The 20,999-nt window shown below is 43.6% G+C and carries 15 protein-coding genes and 2 pseudogenes; 10 read left to right on the top strand and 7 right to left on the bottom strand.

Annotated elements, in window-relative coordinates:
• The first annotated feature begins 180 nt into the window (after nt 1-180).
• Complete coding sequence (locus B3R91_RS08675) at nt 181-1,203, top strand: GlxA family transcriptional regulator (protein WP_286797242.1); 1,023 nt, start codon at nt 181-183, stop codon at nt 1,201-1,203.
• Between the two features lie 207 nt (nt 1,204-1,410).
• On the opposite strand, the gene B3R91_RS08680 is transcribed toward B3R91_RS08675, so the two are convergent.
• The gene (locus B3R91_RS08680; RefSeq protein ID WP_286797243.1) at nt 1,411-2,649 is read right to left on the bottom strand and encodes an LD-carboxypeptidase; all 1,239 of its coding nucleotides are present in this window, start codon (nt 2,647-2,649) and stop codon (nt 1,411-1,413) included.
• Nucleotides 2,650-2,909: 260 nt separating this feature from the next.
• On the opposite strand from B3R91_RS08680, the gene B3R91_RS08685 reads away from it, so the two are divergent.
• On the top strand, nt 2,910-3,362 hold the full coding sequence (locus B3R91_RS08685) for a YkvA family protein (protein ID WP_286797244.1): 453 nt from the start codon (nt 2,910-2,912) through the stop codon (nt 3,360-3,362).
• 116 nt (nt 3,363-3,478) lie between these two features.
• Here the strand turns inward: B3R91_RS08685 and B3R91_RS08690 are convergent, their stop codons facing one another.
• Both B3R91_RS08690 and B3R91_RS08695 read right to left on the bottom strand, forming a co-directional pair.
• Nucleotides 3,479-3,784: a hypothetical protein gene (locus B3R91_RS08690; protein WP_191691355.1), complete on the bottom strand. Its 306-nt coding sequence runs from the start codon at nt 3,782-3,784 to the stop codon at nt 3,479-3,481.
• A 57-nt stretch (nt 3,785-3,841) separates the two neighbouring features.
• Nucleotides 3,842-4,399, bottom strand: a complete 558-nt coding sequence (locus B3R91_RS08695; protein WP_286797245.1) for a hypothetical protein — start codon at nt 4,397-4,399, stop codon at nt 3,842-3,844.
• Nucleotides 4,400-4,685: 286 nt separating this feature from the next.
• Here B3R91_RS08695 and dnaQ point away from each other — a divergent pair.
• From dnaQ to B3R91_RS08735, 8 genes and pseudogenes are all read left to right on the top strand, one after another.
• Nucleotides 4,686-6,289 (top strand): annotated as a pseudogene (gene dnaQ, locus B3R91_RS08700) (DNA polymerase III subunit epsilon).
• 180 nt (nt 6,290-6,469) lie between these two features.
• The gene (locus tag B3R91_RS08705; protein WP_286797246.1) at nt 6,470-8,152 is read left to right on the top strand and encodes a hypothetical protein; all 1,683 of its coding nucleotides are present in this window, start codon (nt 6,470-6,472) and stop codon (nt 8,150-8,152) included.
• 116 nt (nt 8,153-8,268) lie between these two features.
• Nucleotides 8,269-9,327, top strand: a complete 1,059-nt coding sequence (gene nudC / locus B3R91_RS08710) for an NAD(+) diphosphatase (RefSeq protein ID WP_286797247.1) — start codon at nt 8,269-8,271, stop codon at nt 9,325-9,327.
• 121 nt (nt 9,328-9,448) lie between these two features.
• The gene (locus B3R91_RS08715) at nt 9,449-10,300 is read left to right on the top strand and encodes an RnfABCDGE type electron transport complex subunit B (protein WP_286797248.1); all 852 of its coding nucleotides are present in this window, start codon (nt 9,449-9,451) and stop codon (nt 10,298-10,300) included.
• Between the two features lie 65 nt (nt 10,301-10,365).
• Nucleotides 10,366-11,061: an endonuclease III gene (nth, locus tag B3R91_RS08720; RefSeq protein WP_286797249.1), complete on the top strand. Its 696-nt coding sequence runs from the start codon at nt 10,366-10,368 to the stop codon at nt 11,059-11,061.
• Nucleotides 11,062-11,570: 509 nt separating this feature from the next.
• Nucleotides 11,571-12,737, top strand: a complete 1,167-nt coding sequence (metK, locus tag B3R91_RS08725) for a methionine adenosyltransferase (RefSeq protein WP_191691369.1) — start codon at nt 11,571-11,573, stop codon at nt 12,735-12,737.
• A gap of 208 nt (nt 12,738-12,945) precedes the next feature.
• Nucleotides 12,946-13,242: a DUF3144 domain-containing protein gene (locus tag B3R91_RS08730; RefSeq protein ID WP_102077162.1), complete on the top strand. Its 297-nt coding sequence runs from the start codon at nt 12,946-12,948 to the stop codon at nt 13,240-13,242.
• Between the two features lie 218 nt (nt 13,243-13,460).
• Complete coding sequence (locus B3R91_RS08735) at nt 13,461-13,790, top strand: hypothetical protein (RefSeq protein WP_144297078.1); 330 nt, start codon at nt 13,461-13,463, stop codon at nt 13,788-13,790.
• Between the two features lie 356 nt (nt 13,791-14,146).
• On the opposite strand, the pseudogene B3R91_RS08740 reads toward B3R91_RS08735, so the two are convergent.
• The 4 genes and pseudogenes from B3R91_RS08740 to B3R91_RS08755 form a co-directional block, all read right to left on the bottom strand.
• Nucleotides 14,147-15,781: pseudogene (locus B3R91_RS08740) on the bottom strand (BCCT family transporter).
• Between the two features lie 132 nt (nt 15,782-15,913).
• Entirely contained in the window at nt 15,914-17,164 is a 1,251-nt protein-coding gene (locus B3R91_RS08745) for a PQQ-dependent sugar dehydrogenase (protein WP_286797250.1), read from the bottom strand.
• A gap of 204 nt (nt 17,165-17,368) precedes the next feature.
• On the bottom strand, nt 17,369-19,966 hold the full coding sequence (clpB, locus tag B3R91_RS08750; RefSeq protein ID WP_286797251.1) for an ATP-dependent chaperone ClpB: 2,598 nt from the start codon (nt 19,964-19,966) through the stop codon (nt 17,369-17,371).
• A 390-nt stretch (nt 19,967-20,356) separates the two neighbouring features.
• The gene (locus B3R91_RS08755; protein WP_286797252.1) at nt 20,357-20,923 is read right to left on the bottom strand and encodes a L,D-transpeptidase family protein; all 567 of its coding nucleotides are present in this window, start codon (nt 20,921-20,923) and stop codon (nt 20,357-20,359) included.
• Nucleotides 20,924-20,999 lie beyond the last annotated feature (76 nt).

Raw genomic sequence — 20,999 nt, forward strand, 5'->3', positions numbered from 1 at the left:
ATGATAAATAAGCGGTGATGAACAAGTGATGCATTGATATTAATCTAATTTAACGCCTTACCGTATTGTCATTTATGACATAATTATGGTCAAATAAGACAAAACTGATATACAAATTTGGGAAAAACTACTAATAAACTGACGTTTTAAATACGTCTTTTCATAGGAAAATAAGCGCTTATGCCCTACTTTAAACCCTTTAAGGTCATCATCGTTGGCTTCGATGGCGTGCTCGGCAGCGCCTTGACAGGCGCATTAGATTTATTTTCGTTTACTGGAGTGAGTTGGCAGCGGTTTTTGGATGAAGAAGTAGAACCAAGGTTTAACGTGCAAATTGCCAGTCTTGGCGGCGTTGATATCAGATGTAGCAACCGCTTAATCATGCAAGCGCATGGCGATATTCAGGAAGTCACAGAGTGCGACTTATTATTAATTCCAACCATTGGCGATTCCATCGATAAAGTCTTGAGCCAAAATAACGCTCTAATTCCGCATTTGCAGCGACTGGCAAATACCAAAGCCGATATCGCTAGTAACTGTAGCGGCGCGTTCTTTTTAGCAAAAGCAGGCTTGCTCGATGGCAAAGTAGCTACCACCCATTGGGGTTATGCCAGTAAGTTTAAGGCAGATTTTCCACTGGTTGATTTGCAAGAAAACCAATTTGTCACTCAATCAAAAAGCCAGTCAAAAGAACAATCGGGCAATATATTTTGTGCGGCAGGCGGTAGCGCCTTTTATGACTTGGGATTATTGTTAATCGAGCGTTATTGCGGGCGTGAAATTTCTACCCAAGTGGCAAAAACTCAGATTATTGATAGTAAACGCGGTAATCAAAACAGCTATACCAATGTGACATTGCATAAACCGCATGCGGACCAATTGGTTCAGCGAGTACAAGAGTTTATCGAGGAAAACTTCAAACAACCCATTCAAGTTAGCGGCTTGGCAGCGATGGTCAATATCACCCCGCGCACACTGAATAGACGCTTTCAATCCTGCGTGGCGATGCGCCCGATTGAGTATATTCAAGCAGTGCGCATTGAGCAGGCAAAGCGTTTATTAGAATTGGGCGATGTGACGATTAAATCACTCGCGGAGCAAGTTGGCTACGATGATATCTCCTCATTTACGCGGCTGTTTAAACGCGCGACTGAGCTGACCCCAAAAGAATATCAGGATAAATTTTCACGACTGGCGATTTAACTTGATAGTAGACTTTTTAGAAGTCATACGTGGCTGCAATAAATTTATCACAGCAACAATTTTTATATCATTCATTGGATATAAAAACGATACAGCGAGATGAAACGTTGTTTTTCGCAGCCTCTGTCGGCGTAGGCACAGCACGCAAGAAAAACAACGTTTCATTGAGCGACTTGATAGCTACGTATCTGATTTATTTGGATTTGACTATAGGCTTAAACTTTTTTGCCACAAACCTTCGACATAAATGGCATCAGCTTTAATCGTTGGATAGTCGCTAAACATCAATTGATAGCCGCCCGCAGTATTTGTGCTTATCTGACACGTGGCTCCCAGTGGAAAGCTGTGTTTTTGGGCAATATGACCAAAGCGCATGCCGCTATAAATCGGCAATCCTGTTAGCTGATGCAATTGACGAATCACGGTGGCGACATCATAACGCTTATCATAACTGTCCTCACCGCTACCTGATAACGCACCGAATACAATCGCTTGCTGACCTTTAAACACCCCTGCCAAATACAAATCATAGAGCATGCGCTCGATGCGGTAAGCTTGCTCGCCGACGTCTTCTAAAAATACGATACCATCTTTGATCCGTGGCAAATACTCACTACCTGCCAACGCCGATAACACGCTTAGATTCCCACCCCACATAGTACCGGTTAGAGTTTTTGGCTCAGAATTTGTCAAAATACTGGGTAAATTTACACTGGTTAAAGACGCATCTGCTATATTAATCGTCAAATTAGAATTGGTTAATGCTTCTACGAATTGGCGACAGCTGACTTGATCCGGTTTGGTTTTGCCAAACTCGCTATAAAGCATTGGCGCCGCAAGCGAGCTCATGCTACCTTTTGCCAGTAGCGCACACTGGATCGCCGTCACATCGCTAAAGCCCGCCAGTATCGTACCGCGCTCCTTCATAATACGCCCAAGCGTTGACCAATCCACCAATGGTAATACTCGCACTGCACCGTAGCCACCACGTACCCCAAGTAGCAGTTTAGGTGCTTTTATCGCACCCGTAGCGATGTTTTGCAAGTCACTGGCACGCTGCGAATCCGTACCCGCAAAGCGCAAATACTGCCGTTTGGTAATTGCCGGATTATCCACTTTAAAACCCGCGCAGGCTAAACGCTCTAACGCCAACTCATTACGTTCGTCACTACCACCGACATTAGAGCTAGCAAAAAGCCGCGTTTCAATCGTTGGGACGATACATCTTGCTGGCGCTGGTTGTGCCTCACCTTTAAAAGACAAATGCTCATCTGAAAACGCTGTTGGTAAATCATCCTTGGTAAGCTGCGTACCGCTATCTTGCTCAATAGCATTTGTAGCCAACGCCCGAGTGATATTTTGCGTCGCTAGAAGCCCTGCTCCGGCACCAATACCAACGTGACGTAAAAACTGGCGACGATTTAACTTGGATGATATCTTAGTCATGATGCTACCTTTTTTACCGTTTAATTGCTGCTTACCCTAGCAACCATTATTGAAACAAAGCGCGTATTATAACGCAGGTTGGGATACTATTTAGTACTCGAGCAGTATAGAACGCTTAAGTCAGGAGCATTTGGCATTTTAATAGACAACAAAACGATACAGAGTTACTTGCCGTCTTATTTGGCTACAGACCCGACTCTTGCTATAGTAAAGCGCGTTGAACAACAAACAATAATGATAGATATAAAAGGATTATAAAGATGGCTGAGCAAGAAAGTGCAAAAGAGAAAGACAATAAAAGTCTGATCGATAGTATTAAAATCATCTTAGGTAAAGAAGATAAGCTGAAGGATCAACTCGAAAAAGAAAAAGGTCTTGAGAGTTATGCCAAGGACTTGCTCCTGCTGATGAGCTTAGTCAAGGACTACTATAAAGGCAACTATCACAATATCCCTTATAAAACCATTTCAGCAGCCGTCGTTGGCCTGCTTTACGTGATCAACCCTATCGATATCATTCCTGACTTTATCCCCTTTATCGGTCATATCGATGACGTCTTGGTACTCAGATTTTGTCTGAAACTTGTAGAAAAGGATTTGGCAAAATACAAAAGCTGGAAAGATAAGCAAACAGAAGCTAAAGACGACAACTCAAAGCCTAACGATAAAAAACTTGAAGATAAAAGTAAAAGCTTAAAAAAAGCAGATAAATAACCTGATAAGCAATCCCATAAAAAACACGGTCAATGACGCCTGCACTGACCGTGTTTTTATAGGCTTAAAATAGAAAATTTTAAATATATTTAAGCACTCAGCCTTTTAATTTTTTATTAATCAGGCACATCATAGCTTGGCTTTTCTGGATTTAGACCAAACGAGTAGACAAAGGTGCCTATAAGGCTATTAATGATAATAAATGGCAAGTCAATAGCCACATGGCCGAGTAAATAGCGACCGATGAGCCATGACACAATCAGCATAATTACGAAAAATGCGCCGAGATAGCCCAAGATAGTGGGATGTTTGAGATGATAAGGCTGCTCAGGTTTTGGCTGTTTATCGAGGATATAGGTTCTTACTGCCCAACCGGCCGCGTAACAAAATCCGCCTAACACCACATAACTAAAAAAATTCATATTGCCCGACTCTGATTAGAGGGTTGTTTATCATAAATACTGCTTTATAAAGGCCAATTACATACCGTCATTGACGTTATCAATAACGATATTGGCGTGAGGATTGGCTAAAATATCGGTATTAACGTCATCACATTCGACGCGATAAATGGTATTGGCACCGCGATAAATGTAAGACAAGTACTCACTATCTAGTAGCGGATCGATATTGGCATAAACAGGCTTCACATGCGCCAACACCAGCACTCTGTCTGGACGACCAATCACCGCGTCGACATTGTCAGGGTCGATAGAAAAATACGTCGGGATATCACTTTTTGCAAGCACCTCTAACGGTTCAGCGTCATCCCAAACGCGCTTAGCGCTGGCCGGCTCTTTCATTTGCATAACCCAACCGCCGCCCTGTTGGCTGACTTTTATTTGCGCTGGCTCATCATGGCTGACCGTATAGCAGCCTGCAAATATGGATAAATCCGCTGGCGCCTCAGCTTTTTTGGCATCAGCCGGCGTATTACTGTCATTACAGGCACTCAAAAACAGCGCGCTACTTGCGACCAGAGCAACCATTAAGGGCGTTAATTTTTTATTCAAAACACTCGAGCTTACGGACATCATCGATTTATCCTGCATTGGTACATAAAAGCTTATATTGTGCATATTGCGCTAAGGTATGTCCGCACAATCACTGCTATTTTAACAGAAAACGGCAGCGTTACCGCTATGATATGTGCTTTTGCCCTTTTATGGTTTTTATTCCTAGCAGTCACTGATAGATAAGCGACCATAAACAAGCAAGATTTGCTATACTCAACCCTAAAATAGATGGTGCTAGCCTGTGCAAAAATAACGCTAGAAACCCTCTTTGCTCGATGTTTATTACTTATTAGGCTCATACTTTTTTATGTCAGAAAACTCTACTTCAGCGCGTTCATTTAATACGAGCAATCCGCTTGCTGCCAAAGCAAATACGACGGTTGCTTATACCGACGGCGCTTGTAAAGGCAATCCAGGTGCTGGCGGCTGGGGCGCGCACTTAATATTTAGCGATGGGCAGACGCAGGATTTGTATGGCGGTGAACAAGTAACCACCAATAATCGCATGGAGCTGATGGGTGCGATACAAGCATTGACCCATAGCCCGCGTGAGCAAATCCTTGAGATTTGGACAGACTCAAGCTATGTCAAAAAAGGCATCACCGAATGGATTGAAGGCTGGAAAAAACGCGGCTGGAAAACGGCCAGCAAAAAACCGGTCGCCAATCAAGACCTTTGGCAGCAATTAGATGCGCTATGCCAGCAGCGCGATGTCGCTTGGCACTGGGTGAAAGGTCACGCCGGACACGCGGGCAATGAAAAAGCTGACGAGCTAGCAAACTTGGGCGTGACGTCTAGCAGTGAAGATTTGAAAACCGCTAGCTTGCAAGATTCTGCTAAAAAAAAGACCGACTGATGACTGATAACAAGCAGAGTCCGAGCAATGATTGGTTAAAATTTGACCCATTAGGCTTTGATATGATGGATGATGAGCTTGATGAGTCGCTATTAGATGGCCAAAATCTTACTGACGATATGGTAAATACAATAACAAATACAATGGCAAACACAGATATGTTAGTGGAAGAGAATCACAATCCGTACAATGCTAGCGAACCCATGAGACACACCGATATGCCAGATATAAATACCAATATGGATACTGAAGTAGAAACTAAAACGGAAGCTCGCATAGACACGGACACACCGACATTCGATGGTGACACTAGCCGAGCCAATCCGCATTTTATACCCCTGCTACCCAAACCTATCCACCGCCATGAATCTGACCGCCAGCTCATTATGGATACGGAGACCACCGGTCTTGACCCTATGAAGGGCGACCGCATTATTGAGGTCGGTATCGTAGAGTTAGTCGGGCGTAAATTTACCGGCGAGAAACTGCACGTCTACATCAATCCGCAGCGCGGAATGGATGAGGAGGTGATTCGTATTCACGGAATCTCTGAAGCGTTTTTAACCGATAAACCGACCTTTGATCAAGTGGCTCAAGCGCTTTATGACTTTATGGACGGTGCCGAAATCATCGCTCATAACGCTACCTTTGATATGAACTTCTTAAATATGGAGTTTGCCAAAGTTGGCATGCACGACTTTGCCGAGCGCGTACGAGTGACCGACTCTTTGATGATGGCAAAACAGCAATATCCGGGGCAAAAAAATACCCTAGATGCTCTGGTTCGTCGCTTAGATGTCGGTAAACAAGACCGTACTTTCCACGGCGCGTTACTTGACTCGGAGATTTTGGCGGAAGTTTATCTGGCGATGACCGGCGGGCAAGTCACGCTAGCGATTGAGGAAGATACCCAAGCCGATGGCGGACATACTGCCCATGCAAACTTTGCCGATTTGGCGGCTTTATTGCTCGAGTCAAGCAGTAATGACAGCGCCAATCAAGGCTGGTATGCGTCGCTTGCGGACGATTATCCTGCGCTTAAAGATAAAATGTAATCCGTGAAGCATAAGTCATTAAAACGGTTTTTTATATGAACATAACGCCTTATACTGACCGTTAAGTAAGTAAATCTTGATTGTTATGCCGATAAGCGTTAAAACCTTATTTATAGACATTTTCAAATGCTCATCTAAACCTTTGCTATTTTCATCAGTACGTCATGGAAAAAAACAACTATGAATCCTTCTACACAAATGAAATTAACCGCCCCGACCTTGAGTGTGACTGATTTTAACCTACCATCGCTGCATTTATTGCACGATGAAATTAAGGTCATTTTAAAAGATACTGAAATTCATTTGGGCGAATTTAATGATGACGATAGCCAAGCGCCTTTATTGTTAGACTCTATTATTGTCCTAAAACAGCTGTCTTGTATTTTTCAGCTGATATCTTCGGTCGGGGCAGAAGTGCTCAATAACGCCATCGTCAATGGCTTGCAAAAACTTTATGACAGCCGTGATAATAATGATAATGCTTTGATTATGGATTTATCAGAAGCCATTATGACGCTTGATCGTTATATTGAGTTTATTTTGCTGACCGAATCGGTAGAGCCGACTTTACTCCTGCCTATCATCAATAGACTCAACGCTCATGGGCAAGCAGCACCGATCGATGCCGATTATTTTGCCGCGTTTGGTCATAGCAGCGTCATTATCGCTAATCCTGAAAACAACTTTCAACCGCTTAACGAGCTCAATCTTGATAGCGAATTATTAACTTATGCTTATCGTAGTGGACTTGGCGTTGCCTTATTAAATCAAGACGGTAAGGTAAGTGAGGATGAGCAGCAAAAGCTCGATGCGATGTCGGCAGCGTGCGCCTTGATAGCAGCAAATACCAACAGCCTGTTTTGGCAAGCAGCCACCGCTGCCGTTACGGATATTGCCAGCATTTTGCCGCTAAGCTTAAGCCAAAAACACACGCTTATTTATTTAGAGCAGCAGTTTCAAAGCTATCTGCCAGTAATGGACACGCGCTTTGCGCACTTGGTCAGCTTTGCTTGCCAGCGCGATACCAAAGAGGCACAAACGCTGCGTGAACTATATGCCGCCAATCAATTGGAAGACTCACAGCGCAAACAAATGGCGCGCTTCTTATTTGGACCCAATCGTGCTTTAACCGATACCTTAAACACCATTATTCAAGCGCAAATCAACACTATCAAAGAAAATGTCGATAGCTACGCACGTGGTGATTCTATCAACCCTGTCGATATGCAAACCTCGCAAATCACCGAGCAACTGACTGAGCTGCGTTCAGCTTTTCAATTATTAGGTCTGGCAAATGCTGCAAACAGTCTCAATGCTGCCGCAGAAGCGGTGAAAAAATGGCGCGCGCCTACGCCAGAAGATTTTGACCATTTATTACTCGCTTTGATGCACGCAGAAAACGCCACTATCGCCATGGCAGAGATGCATACCCCTGGGGCAATCTATTTACCTTTGAATAATCCGCATATATCATTGCATCAGCTGAATACTGCCTATGATACCCTGATACAAGAAAGCCGTACGGCGATTGCCAGCGCCGAACAAGCCATCACCGATTATTTGGCTGAGCCTGAGCGCGATGTATTAAATATTCAAAATATTCCTGAAATGCTGCGCCAAGTGTCAGGTGCAGTGCGCTTTTTACAGCTGCCAACGCCCGCCAGTATGCTTAGCCAATTGGCAAGTTATTTACAGCAGCGTATTAATAGTGGTGCACGTCTAGATGATGGTACTTTGGCTTATATTGCCGATGTCATTATGGCCGTTGACCATCATTTAGATGGCTTTGAGCATAATCGTCCTGTCAGCAAACAAGCGTTAGATGTCGGGCAACAAAGCTTAAGCCAACTGCTTGCGGCATAATTTTAGTGTATTAGATAGATAGCTTACTTATTTAGTTATCATCTAACTGCTTATTTTAAACAGACTCCTACCCAAACGGATAAGAGTCTGTCTTTGATTGTTTGGAAACTGAACCTATGAGCCATGCCTTTATACTTCGTGACGAGACGATTTTATGCCGTCAAACGCTTCATGGCTGGTGGCCTATGCAGGTTGAGTTACCACAGTCTGATATCGATAACCCAGCGTTAAACACTCATGACACTCATAGCACGCAGCGAGCCTATCAAGTTGGCCGAGTGACACTATTTGAAAGCTTAGCGCCGACTCATTGGCTACCTAATGATGATAGCCGTCAAAACAAAAACAGCTTGACTGCTTTTGAAAGCGAAACTGCTAATACATTTACTACTAATGCTTTTACGTCAAAAGCTACCTTAGCAATGACTTATGATTATGCGATAGCAAATCATGTTACGTTGCCTAAAATTTTAGAAAATGCTGAGTTAGAAAGTCGCGGTTTAACAAGCAATAATAAAGAAAAAAATACTTTAGGTAATGACGAGTGTGCTTTTATTGCGTATCGCCTGCTTATTACACAGCTGCCATTTGCCTTATCTGACCAACTTAGCCAAGCCATACAGTTGTTACGCTGGCAAGCAGACACACGGTTTTGTAGTCGCTGCGCAGCTCCTGTTGTCCATGCCAACCACGGTGAGCGCGCGATGGTCTGTCCTGTTTGCCGCTTACGTCAGTATCCACGTGTGCAGCCGTGTATCATTACCGCCATTACCCGACCCAATCCACAAACGGGTGCCATGCAAATTTTATTAGCGCACCATCATCGTTATGGGCAACAAAAAACCCCTCAACAAGCGCTACAATATGGTTTGATTGCCGGTTTTGTAGAGGTCGGTGAAAGTTTAGAGCATGCGGTGGTACGTGAAGTGACAGAAGAGGTAAATATTAGTCTCAAAGACATTCGCTATGTCAGCAGTCAACCTTGGCCATTTCCGTCCAATTTGATGCTCGGCTTTCGGGCGGCGTATGCGGGTGGAGATATCGTCATACAAGAAGACGAGCTGTCACACGCCGATTTTTTTGACCTGACAAATTTACCAAAAATACCGTTTAAAGGTAGTATTGCCTATGCGCTGATTGCACAAATTGCTCATGAACAAGGCATCTCGCTCTAATCGATATTTAATTTATAAGACCAAGATGTCTTTTATTAAATATCAATGCTCTTGATAAATAACGCTATTACCCTGTTTTCTCATATTAGCACTTAGTACTAATATAAAGGTTTTACATTAAATGCAAAGCACTACCAGTAACAACAGCAATCTTATCCGTCTCGCCAATTTGCCTATCTTGTTCGATAGCTTGGACCTAGAGCGCTTGCCTACCGCAACCCAAGCAAAGATTGCGCGTATTGATGCCTGCCTACCGCAAACCCAATGCGGGCTTTGTGACCATGCCGATGGCTGCTTGCCGTACGCGGTGGCGATTGTTATTGATAATGAGCCTTATAATAAATGTGTGCCCGGCGGTCAGCCGGTGACCGATGCGATTGCGCAAATCATCAATCAAGATAGTAGCGATACACAACCACTTAACGCTGAGCCGTCAAAATGGCCGATAGATGTAAGCTCTCAGCGTCCAGTAGAAGTGCGCGCGGTGATTCGAGAAGATGATTGTATTGGCTGTACCAAGTGTATCCCCGCCTGCCCTGTTGACGCCATCGTCGGGACTGGTAAGCATATGCATACTATTTTTACGGACTTATGCACGGGCTGTGAGCTATGTATCGCGCCCTGCCCAGTTGATTGCATAGACTTAGTCACCGTTGAGCGTACCCAATCGACAGCTGAACGCACGCTTGAACAAGAGGATTTGCGCCAACGTTATCATACGCATTTAAGACGCGTTAGTAAGCAGCTAGCGGATAGCAGCAATAGCAAGCCGGTGGTCAGCATGGTAGAAGCCAAGCTAAATAATGCCGCCAGTCAATCGTTAAATATCAGCGAAGAAGAAGCAAAAAATACCATTGCCGCAGCTAAACTACGCAGTAAAATCAAGAAGTTAGAAAAGCAGCTGAGCGTACGGCCTAATGAGAGCAAACAGACGGAGCTTGAAGCATTACAAACTGAGCTTACCCAACTTTAATAACCCATCTCTAATTTTGAATAACCAATGAATAAAATAATGAATAAAACAGTGCTAACAATGCCATGAGTAAAACCGTTAAACATAAAACTGCCGATACGCCGCCATCGAGGCGCATGCCCAATCGTGATGTGCGGCCGTTTTTTGAGAAACTGGCGGCGACGATTGATGAGCCAGTGACTGAGCTCAATTATAACAGCAACTTTGAGCTGCTTATCGCGGTCATATTATCGGCGCAGGCGACCGATGTCAGCGTCAATATTGCCACCAATAAGCTTTATCCGGTAGCCAATACGCCTGAGTCCATTTTGGCATTAGGCGAAGAAGGACTAAAAACGTATATTAAGAATATCGGTTTATATAACGCCAAAGCCAAAAACGTCATCAAAACTTGCCGTGACTTGATTGAGAAGTTTGATAGCACCGTTCCTGATAACCGTAAAGATTTAGAGTCTCTAGCAGGCGTTGGGCGTAAGACGGCAAACGTGGTGTTAAATACCGCTTTTGGACAGCCGACGATGGCGGTCGATACCCATATCTTTCGCGTCGGCAATCGTACAGGACTTGCCACGGGTAAAAACGTCTTAATCGTTGAGAAAAAACTGCTCGAACGTATTCCCGATGACTTTATCGTAGATGCGCATCATTATTTGATTTTGCATGGGCGCTATACTTGTCAAGCTCGCACGCCAAAATGCGGCGCGTGTCCTGTTTATGAAGAATGTATGTTTAAAGACAAAGCCAAGTTTTTAGAGTTATAGTTTAGAGTTAAAAATTGAAGTCACCGTTTAAAACAATCATTTTAAACATTAGGGTATATATGATGCTTTTCATATCCACTGAAAATTGCTCATAACAAAACGAACCTACAGATAGCATGCTACTTAACGACTATAGGCGTATTGTTGAGGTTTACTTATCGTATAACAAGCGCAGCTCACTAGAGTTTTGTCACGTTTCGAGTTAGAATAAGCCTATTTTTAGCCTGATGCGCCAGATTAATCACCTCTTATATCATCAGGCAATAAACCCATTATAGGTAAATGCTTAGTATTAATTATCATTTATGCTAACGCATGGAAACTGGCTAAGTTGAACCATATTTTTAAAACCTATTTAGTAAATACCTTTTTTATAAACGAATTTAGCAGCACCCATTTATCAAAAATTTAACGCCGAGCAATTGATTTGTTTGGTCAATATTAATTAAAGCAGCGCTCAGACGTTATACTTTTTCCTATCTTTATTGATTCAATTAAGCGATCCCATTATGCGCGAATACAACTTATTTACCTCAGAATCTGTGAGCGAAGGTCATCCTGACAAAATGGCTGACCAAATATCAGATGCTATTCTTGATGCCATCTTACGTGAAGACCTTCATGCCCGCGTTGCCTGCGAAACACTGGTTAAAACTGGCGCGGTCATCTTAGCAGGCGAAGTGACCACGACTGCCAATATCGACGTCGAGCGTATCGTCCGTGATACGGTAAATGGCATCGGCTATCATCACTCAGACTTGGGTTTTGATGGTGAGACGTGTGCCGTTATTAATATGCTCGGTAAGCAGTCGCCAGAAATCGCTCAAGGGGTCGATCGTAGCAGCCCTGAAGAACAAGGGGCTGGCGACCAAGGTTTGATGTTTGGTTATGCCAGCAATGAGACTGAAGTATTGATGCCCGCGCCTATCGAATATGCGCACCGCTTGATGGAGCGTCAATCTGAGCTGCGCCGCGCTGGTGAATTGCCTTGGCTACGTCCCGATGCCAAAGCACAAGTGACCCTCAAATACGACGGTAATAAACCGATTGCCATTGATGCCGTGGTGTTATCAACGCAGCATGATCCAAGCATCTCACAAACAGATTTGCAAGAAGCGGTCATGGAATCGATTATCAAACAAGTACTGCCAGCAGACTTATTGCATGCTGGTACGCGCTATCATATCAACCCAACTGGCAAATTTGTCATCGGTGGTCCTGTCGGCGATGCTGGTTTGACTGGTCGTAAAATCATCGTCGATACTTACGGCGGTATGGCGCGTCATGGTGGCGGTGCCTTTAGTGGCAAAGATCCTTCAAAAGTCGATCGCAGCGCTGCCTATGCAGTACGTTATGTGGCCAAAAACATCGTCGCTGCCGGTATTGCCGATCGCTGTGAAGTACAAGTCAGCTATGCGATTGGCGTTGCTGAACCGACTTCGATTTCAATTAATACTTTTGGTACTAATAAAATCAGCAACGATGAAATTATCAGCTTGATTCGTAAACATTTTGACCTACGTCCTTATGGTATTACACGTATGCTCAATTTATTGCAGCCAATGTATCAGCAAACTTCAACCTTTGGACATTTCGGTCGTCAAGGTTCTGAAACTGCCTTTACGTGGGAAAAAACGGACAAAGCAGAAACTTTAAAAGCCGATGCAGGTTTATAAGACTGTTTCCATTTTTTAGATGTATTCGGTCTTTATACTTATCAATTTTAAAGACCGCTATGATATATTCAAATTTACTTACCATTCTTAGGAGTCGCTTATGTCTCAAGACAATATGCCAGACAATGCTCAAAATGACGCGCTAAACGACGCTTTAAATAATAGCCAAAATGACGAAATTGATACCGCTCTTGAAATCACTCCTGAAATGCAAGCGTTCTATCAACGTGCTGACGAAATCATTGGCGTCGCCAATAGTCAACTGGGCCCTAACGCTCACTCAGGCCAAGTTGGCGCGTCATTGCTGTATGCAGCAGCGCGTTATAGTGCGTCAGTTGCCTCGATTGGCTTTGTAAAAGGCGATGATTTTGCTAAAGAAAAAGACGATATCGTTGAGTTTTATACCAAACAATATCGCCAAATGTTAAGCGACAACTTGACTGATTACGCACAAAACTTTGATAAATATGTGCAGCTTAATAAAGAGGATAAACCTGCGCAGTAAGTTTATAAAAGCTCTAAGTTTATAAAAGCTCAGTCAAGAAACGTATAAGAATTAATATCAAAAGCCCAAGCCTTCGTAGCTTGGGTTTTTTGTTACTCTAATAATATGCTTATTAAATATCAGCGACGAATTAAAAAACGAATAGCACATTTGCTTTTTGTTTGAAACTGGCGTTTAATGCAAAAATAAATGATAAAAACGATATAAGGATATTTATTATGCGCGCGCTCTCTACTTTCAAACTTACAGTCACCATAAGCTTTATGCTAGCTTTAGCAGGTTGTAACAATATTAGTTCTAACTCAAACCCGATGCCTGATAGCACGCCCATTCAGCCGCCCGCCTCTAACACCAGTCAACCCCCAAAAGGCCTTGTAGCACAATGCCCAACCTTCGACCCTGCAAAAACCATGTGTACAGCGCAATACGATCCGGTCTGCGTAAAAACGCAAGTCGGCTCAGTGATAAGCTATCGTACGGCGGGCAATGCTTGCTCAGCTTGTAGCACTCCTGAAGCCGTCAGCTATGTCAAAGGTGAATGTTTATAGTGACAGTGTGGCTGTAAAATTGTCGTTGTGAAAATTACCAGTTTAAAACCTATAAATGATTAAATGTCCATAAAAAATCCTAAGACAACGATGCATCTTAGGATTTTGAATGACAATTATTATATTGTGTTTTTAAGTAAAACCAACGGCAGCTAACTACATGATTGGTTTAATAAAAACGATTTTAAAGCCGATATTTTTAGAACCGCTAACAGTAGGTTCGCTTTAAATCAATCAGTGCGACTGGGATGAGTTTTGCGTAGCCTCTGTGATAGCGGCAAGCAAGGAAAATTTATACCAGTTGCACGTGCTAACTCACGTATCTATTGATTTTACACCGACTATACGCAGCTTAATTAATCACCTTTAACAATTTTAGGCGGACCTTTTAATAAGTCCTCATCGACAAACTCACTGGCCGAATTATGGTCAGCTGACTCATCGGTAATATAACGCTGCTGATTGCGATATAAGATAAGTCGGTCGCGGCTCATACCGCGCAGTAACGCATACATCATCACAAAGATGACCAACGCAAAAGGTAGACCTGCCACAATAGCCGCCGCTTGCAGGGCATCTAAACCGCCCGCTGCCAATAATATGGCGGCAATCAAACCTTGCATCAGCGCCCAAAACAAACGCTGGATTTTGGGTGGATTGGTATCACCGCCCGCCGTCAGCATATCGATGACAAAACTGGCTGAGTCTGATGAGGTCACAAACCAAAGGACAATCATCACCACAATTAATAAGGTAATCGGTTTGGTCAATGGATAATATTCAACCAGCTTAAAGATGGCACTACCGTAATCGACTTGCACTGCCGCGACCAATCCTGGGCTAACTACCTCAGGATTCATGCCGGCGAGCAGCTCCATCTGTATCGCCACACCGCCAAAAGTCGTAAACCAAAAAAACAAAATCGTCATCGGAATCAGCAGCACGCCAAATACAAACTCACGAATGGTACGTCCACGGCTGATACGCGCAATAAAAACACCGACAAATGGCGATCAGCTGACCCACCATGCCCAATAAAATATCGTCCAAGCTTTTTGCCAATCGGTATTACTATAGGCTTCGCTCCACGTCGACAACGTGACAATGTTTGCCAAATAATTGCCCACGTTTTCTATAAAACTGTCAAAGATAAATAGCGTTGGGCCTAAAATTACCATAAACGCCAATAAAATAACGGTCAGCCCCATATTAATATCACTAAGACGTTTGATACCTTTATCAAGACCGAGCATCAGTGAACCACAAGCTAATGAGGTCACAAAAGCAATGATGATAAACTGTATCGTTAAAGTAGAGGGAATACCGAACAAGCCTTCAAGACCTGCGTTAATTTGCATAACGCCAAGACCTAAAGAGGTCACGACCCCAAACATGGTGCCAAACACGGCTAAGACATCGACCGTATGCCCCCATTTACCATAAATCCTTTGTCCAAGAATAGGATAAAGGGTTGAGCGTATCGATAACGGCAAACCACGGCGAAAGTGAAAGTACGCAAGCGACAGTGTAACAATGGTATAAATCCCCCCAATGTAAAAACGACAGATTCATCGCTTGTTTTGCCGACTCTAAGGTTTCTGCCTCACCAAGCGGCGGCGCCATAAAGTGATATAAAGGCTCAGCCGTCCCCCAATACACCAGTCCAATCCCGATGCCCGCCGAAAACAACATTGCAATCCATGAAAATAAGTATATTGCGGTCGCTCTGTCTGTTTGCCTAGACGTATATCACCGTAGCGACTGGCAGTCAAATAAATACAGAATACCAATGCCATATTGAATAAGATGATAAATAACCAGCGGAATTTTTCGGCGATAAAGGCCTGTAAGAAGCTAAAAAGTGTTGCTGCCGTTTCAGAAAATAACGAACCAAAGATAATAAAACCGACGATTAAGACACTTGAGGTAATAAACACCGGTTTATTTACCTTTGGAAAGGGTCCAAGTTTACTTACTTTTACTTCGTTCATTGGCTAAAACCTTAAATTTAAGAAAGGCTACCTTAACAAACTGCGCCCTAATTATCAATTTACTACAAGATAAGGGCGACTAGACTCTTTTATTAGTAATATGACTCGCAGTCTAATTAGTTATTTAAATGGCTATCGAGGTAGTAATTGCAGCAGCCTACCTTTATCGCCATCTTCTAATAACCACACTTGCCCATCGACAGTTAAGACACTACGAATTCGTTCACCCATATCATAGCGGTAGCGTTCGGCAGCGCCGTTATTGTCAGCAAACTTAACCACGATAAGCGCTTTTGATGACAAGCCGCTGATAAGGGCATTACCTTGCCACGCTGGAAAATCATTATATTTACCAGTCTGATAAATGCTAATCGACGACGGTGATATTACAGGCGTCCACGATATTTTTGGCGCGACGAAATCAGGGCGCGTATCATGATCAGGGATATCCGTCCCGGAATAATTGCGTCCGTTCGAGACCACGGGCCAGCCGTAATTATTGCCTTTTTCTATCAGATTAAATTCGTCACCACCGCGCGGCCCCATTTCATGCGCCCACAACCTACCTTTATCATCGAATGCCATACCAAGTACGTTACGATGACCAATCGTCCAAAATTGGGTAGCAATATCGCTACCATTTTGTGCAAATGGATTATCGGCTGGCACTGAACCATCGCCATGTAATCTGATAATTTTGCCCAGATTCACACTCATATCTTGGGCTGGTGTTTTTTCTTGACGCTCACCTGAGCTGATATATAAATACTGCCCGTCAGGTGAAAAAAGCAAGCGATGGCTATAATGCCCTTGTCCTTTTAGTTTCGGGGTTTGCTCCCAGATGGGCGTTACGGCTTGCAAGCGTGGCGCGTCAGTATCTAAGCCCGTTAATGTGGCTTTGATAACTTTTGCCCCAAATTTATTACTGTCGCTTCCTGTGCCCGCCTCGACATAGCTGATATAGATATTATTAGAAGTAGCAAAATCCGGCGCAAGAATGATATCGCCAAGTCCGCCCTGCCCGCCATATGCTACTTTTGGCACACCATTAACGCTTGTCTTTACACCTGTTGCCGTATCAACAATCAAAAGCTCGCCTGCTTTTTGGGTTATGAGCAGTTTGAGTGGCTGATTATGAATGCGAGGTAATGCGGTCATTGCCCAAGGTTCATCGAAGCTAGCGACCGTCTTGGTTGTAAAAGTAGGTTTTTCAGTATTGGCTAGAGACTCATTGACAGAGGCTTGCCCTTCTTTATACTCGGTCAAATCGTTATTGGTATTGACGGTGGCAGGATTGGAGCATGCAGAAGCACTAAACAGCAGTGATGTCATGACTAATGATAATAGTAATGGCGTGTTTGTCGATTTTTTATTGTTCATCATCCTGATTTATCTCCTTAGTTTTACCGTCTTTTTATGTGCCTTATCATTATTTATACCACAGTCAAAGCGCGCAAACGGTAAATAATATTGGCACAAAAAAAGCCCCTTACCTACCTATATAAAAATAGGCAAATAAGAGGTTTTTAGGTTTATACCATTTAGCAAATAATATTTAATCAATGCACGTTAAAACGAACGTTTATTTTAGCTCATTCTAAGCTTATCAAAGGTCAACTTATCATCAGCACCGACATCGATTTTGATGATATCGCCTGGAACAAAATCACCCGCCAGCAGTTTCAATGACAATGGGTTTTCGATCTCTTGCTGGATAGCACGTTTTAGTGGACGCGCACCATACACAGGATCGTAACCAACTGCCACCAGCTTGTTCATCGCATCGGCTGATAGCTCGATATCCAACTCACGCTCATGCAAGCGCTGACGCAAGCGATCCAACTGAATCGCCGCAATACCGGACATCTGCGACATACCAAGCGGATGGAAAACCACAATCTCATCAATACGATTGACGAATTCTGGGCGGAAATGCTGCCCGACCGACTCCATGACTTCCGCTTTGATATCCTCGTAGCTCTCACCAACCATTTCTTGAATTTTATGCGAACCCAAGTTACTGGTCATAATAATAACGGTATTTTTAAAGTCTACCACGCGGCCTTGCGAATCGGTCAAGCGACCATCGTCTAGCACTTGTAGCAAGATATTAAACACGTCAGGATGCGCTTTTTCGACCTCATCAAATAATATCACGCTATAAGGCTTACGGCGTACCGCTTCGGTCAACGTACCGCCCTCTTCATAACCGACATAACCTGGAGGCGCGCCCACCAAACGGCTAACGCTGTGTTTCTCCATGTACTCACTCATGTCGATACGAACAATTGCATCCTCACTATCAAACAAGAAGTTCGCCAGTGATTTGGTCAACTCCGTTTTACCAACACCCGTTGGCCCAAGGAACAAGAACGAACCTGAAGGACGATTCGGGTCGGACAAACCAGCTCGGCTACGACGCACCGCATTGGCGACAGCTTCGACAGCTTCATCTTGACCGATAACGCGCTCGTGGAGTTTTTCTTCCATCGCCAGCATTTTGTCACGCTCGCCTTGCATCATCTTGCTCACTGGAATACCAGTCGCCGCTGCTACAACTTCGGCGATTTCGTTATCAGTGACTTTAGTACGTAATAACTTGCCGCCCAATGCGTCCTCTGCCTGCTCTTTTTGCTCAGCCAAATCAGACTCGTGAATACGGCGCTCAAGCTGCGGAATGGTTTCATACTGCAGCTTACTCATGGTCTCGTAGTCGCCTTCACGACTGGCTTTGTCATAAGCAATACGCGCTTTATCCAGCTCGTCTTTTAGCTGCTGACTGCCTTTAACCAGCGCTTTTTCTGCCTGCCAAATCTCATTAAGATCCGCGTATTCTTTTTCTAACTCTTCAATTTGGCTATCAAGTACTTTACGCTCTGCTTGCGCGCCCGCGTCTTCTTCGTTTTTGAGTACTTCACGCTGCATTTTTAACTGAATTAAACGGCTATCTAGCTTTCCGAGTGCTTCAGGTTTGCTGTCCATCTCCATACGTAGGCGACTTGCCGCTTCATCGATCAAATCAATTGCCTTATCTGGCAATTTGCGATCGGTAATATAACGATGGCTCATGCGCGCTGCCGCAATAATCGCGCTGTCTTGGATATCGACACCGTGATGCAACTCATAACGCTCTTTTAGACCACGCAAAATCGCAATGGTGTCTTCAACCGTTGGCTCATCGACCAATACTTTTTGGAAACGACGCTCAAGCGCAGCATCTTTTTCGATAAATTGACGATACTCGTCCAAGGTCGTCGCACCGACACAGTGCAGCTCACCGCGAGCAAGCGCAGGTTTTAGCATGTTGCCTGCATCCATCGCGCCTTCTGACTTACCAGCGCCGACCATGGTGTGCAGCTCATCAATAAATAAGATGACATTACCTTCTTGCTTGGCTAAATCACTAAGAACCGCTTTGAGACGCTCTTCAAACTCACCGCGGAATTTTGCCCCCGCAATAAGCGCCCCTAAGTCTAACGACAACACTTCTTTACGGCGCAGTCCTTCTGGCACATCACCATTGATAATTTTTTGCGCCAAACCTTCAACGATGGCGGTTTTACCAACACCTGGTTCACCGATGAGCACAGGGTTGTTTTTGGTACGACGCGATAGCACCTGAATGGTACGGCGAATCTCTTCGTCACGACCAATCACCGGATCGAGCTTACCAAGCTCCGCCTGCTCAGTTAAATTAATGGTATATTTATTCAACGCATCACGCTGATCTTCGGCGTTTTGATTATTCACCGTTTCATCACCTCGCAGTTGCTCAATGACCGCTTTTAGCTTACTTGCCGTCACCCCAGCACTTTCAAATATCTTTTTGGTGTCGCCTTGCTCAGCAAGTGCCAACATCACCCATTCAGTGGCGATAAAATCATCGCCCTCTTTTTGCGCTTGGCGATCGGCCAAGTTCAAAATCTTCACCGAATTTGGGTTTAGATTAACGTCACCAGTTGGCTCGCTAATTGTCGCCTGATTGTCAAGCGCTTTTGCCACGCCATTTTTTAATGCTGGAATAGACGCGCCGGCTTGCTGACAAATAGATAAGTTAGACTCATCTTGTAGCAATACGGCCAGCAAATGCACAGGGTCAATCCCAGTGTGGTCGCGACCTAGCGCCAAACTTTGGGCTTCTTGAATCGCTGATTGCAATTTTTGGGTAAATTTCTCGAATCTCATAGTGTGTCCTTTAATAATTAATAGTCGTTTGTATCTGCTAGTCGCTGCGGCTTTTTATAAGTATTAAGGTGCCGCAAGCTTTTCGTTGTTATCTATATAAGGTTTGTTGAGTAATATTTCAATGTCATTTTAACTATTGTCAATAGTATTTATTGACTTGTTGGTATCGACCTATGCAGCACATATATGAGCAAAGGTAAAATCTGCAAAAAAAAATTAAACCTTACTCATAACAATGATATAACTTCAAAGTATTAATAGGCACATTTATAAGAGATTTCAAGAGAAATTAGTAAAGAAAAATTAGGAAGTCTTGAGGCTGTACAAACACAGAGAAATATATTTTAGCAGACGACTAAAACAGTCAAATGCGGGAAATTAACAAACTATTTATTCTACAATTTCGATCGGTGTACCAACATTTACCGCAGCCATGATTTCATCCATCTCATCATCGGTCACGGCTATACAGCCTTCCGTCCAATCGCGTTGCTGGTTCAGTAGACCCAATGCACCAAAACCGTTTTTTTGCCCATGAATCATGATATCACCGCCAGCACTGACACCTCGCGATTTGGCTCGGGCTTTATCGGTAGTATTGGGGTAGCTTACGTGAATAGAGCGATAGAATTTAGATTTTTCATTTTTATAATCGAGTGTATAGCTGCCAACAGGGGTACGCTGGTCGCCTTGTTGTTGCTTATGTCCAATAGGATTACCACCGAGCGCAATATGATAAGATTTAATCACCTTATCATCACTTAGTAGCTGCAGGGTACGAGCAGATTTATCGACGAAAACCTTATCAATAATAACGTCACTAGGAATGGTCTGCGGTTGATTGGCAGTATTCTTAGTAGTAGCGATGGCACTTGTGCTAAAAATGGCAAGGCCAAGCACTATCGCAATAGAACACCAATTTGAATATTCCCTAAAATTTGGACGAAAAAATAACATAGGCTTTAATCCATATAACTAGGCCGTGTTGAACATTGGATATAAATTTCTGGCAAAAAAATAGCGAACGGTTAAT

This window comes from Psychrobacter sp. UBA6291 (assembly GCF_002439405.1).
Classification (GTDB): Bacteria; Pseudomonadota; Gammaproteobacteria; order Pseudomonadales; family Moraxellaceae; genus Psychrobacter; species Psychrobacter faecalis.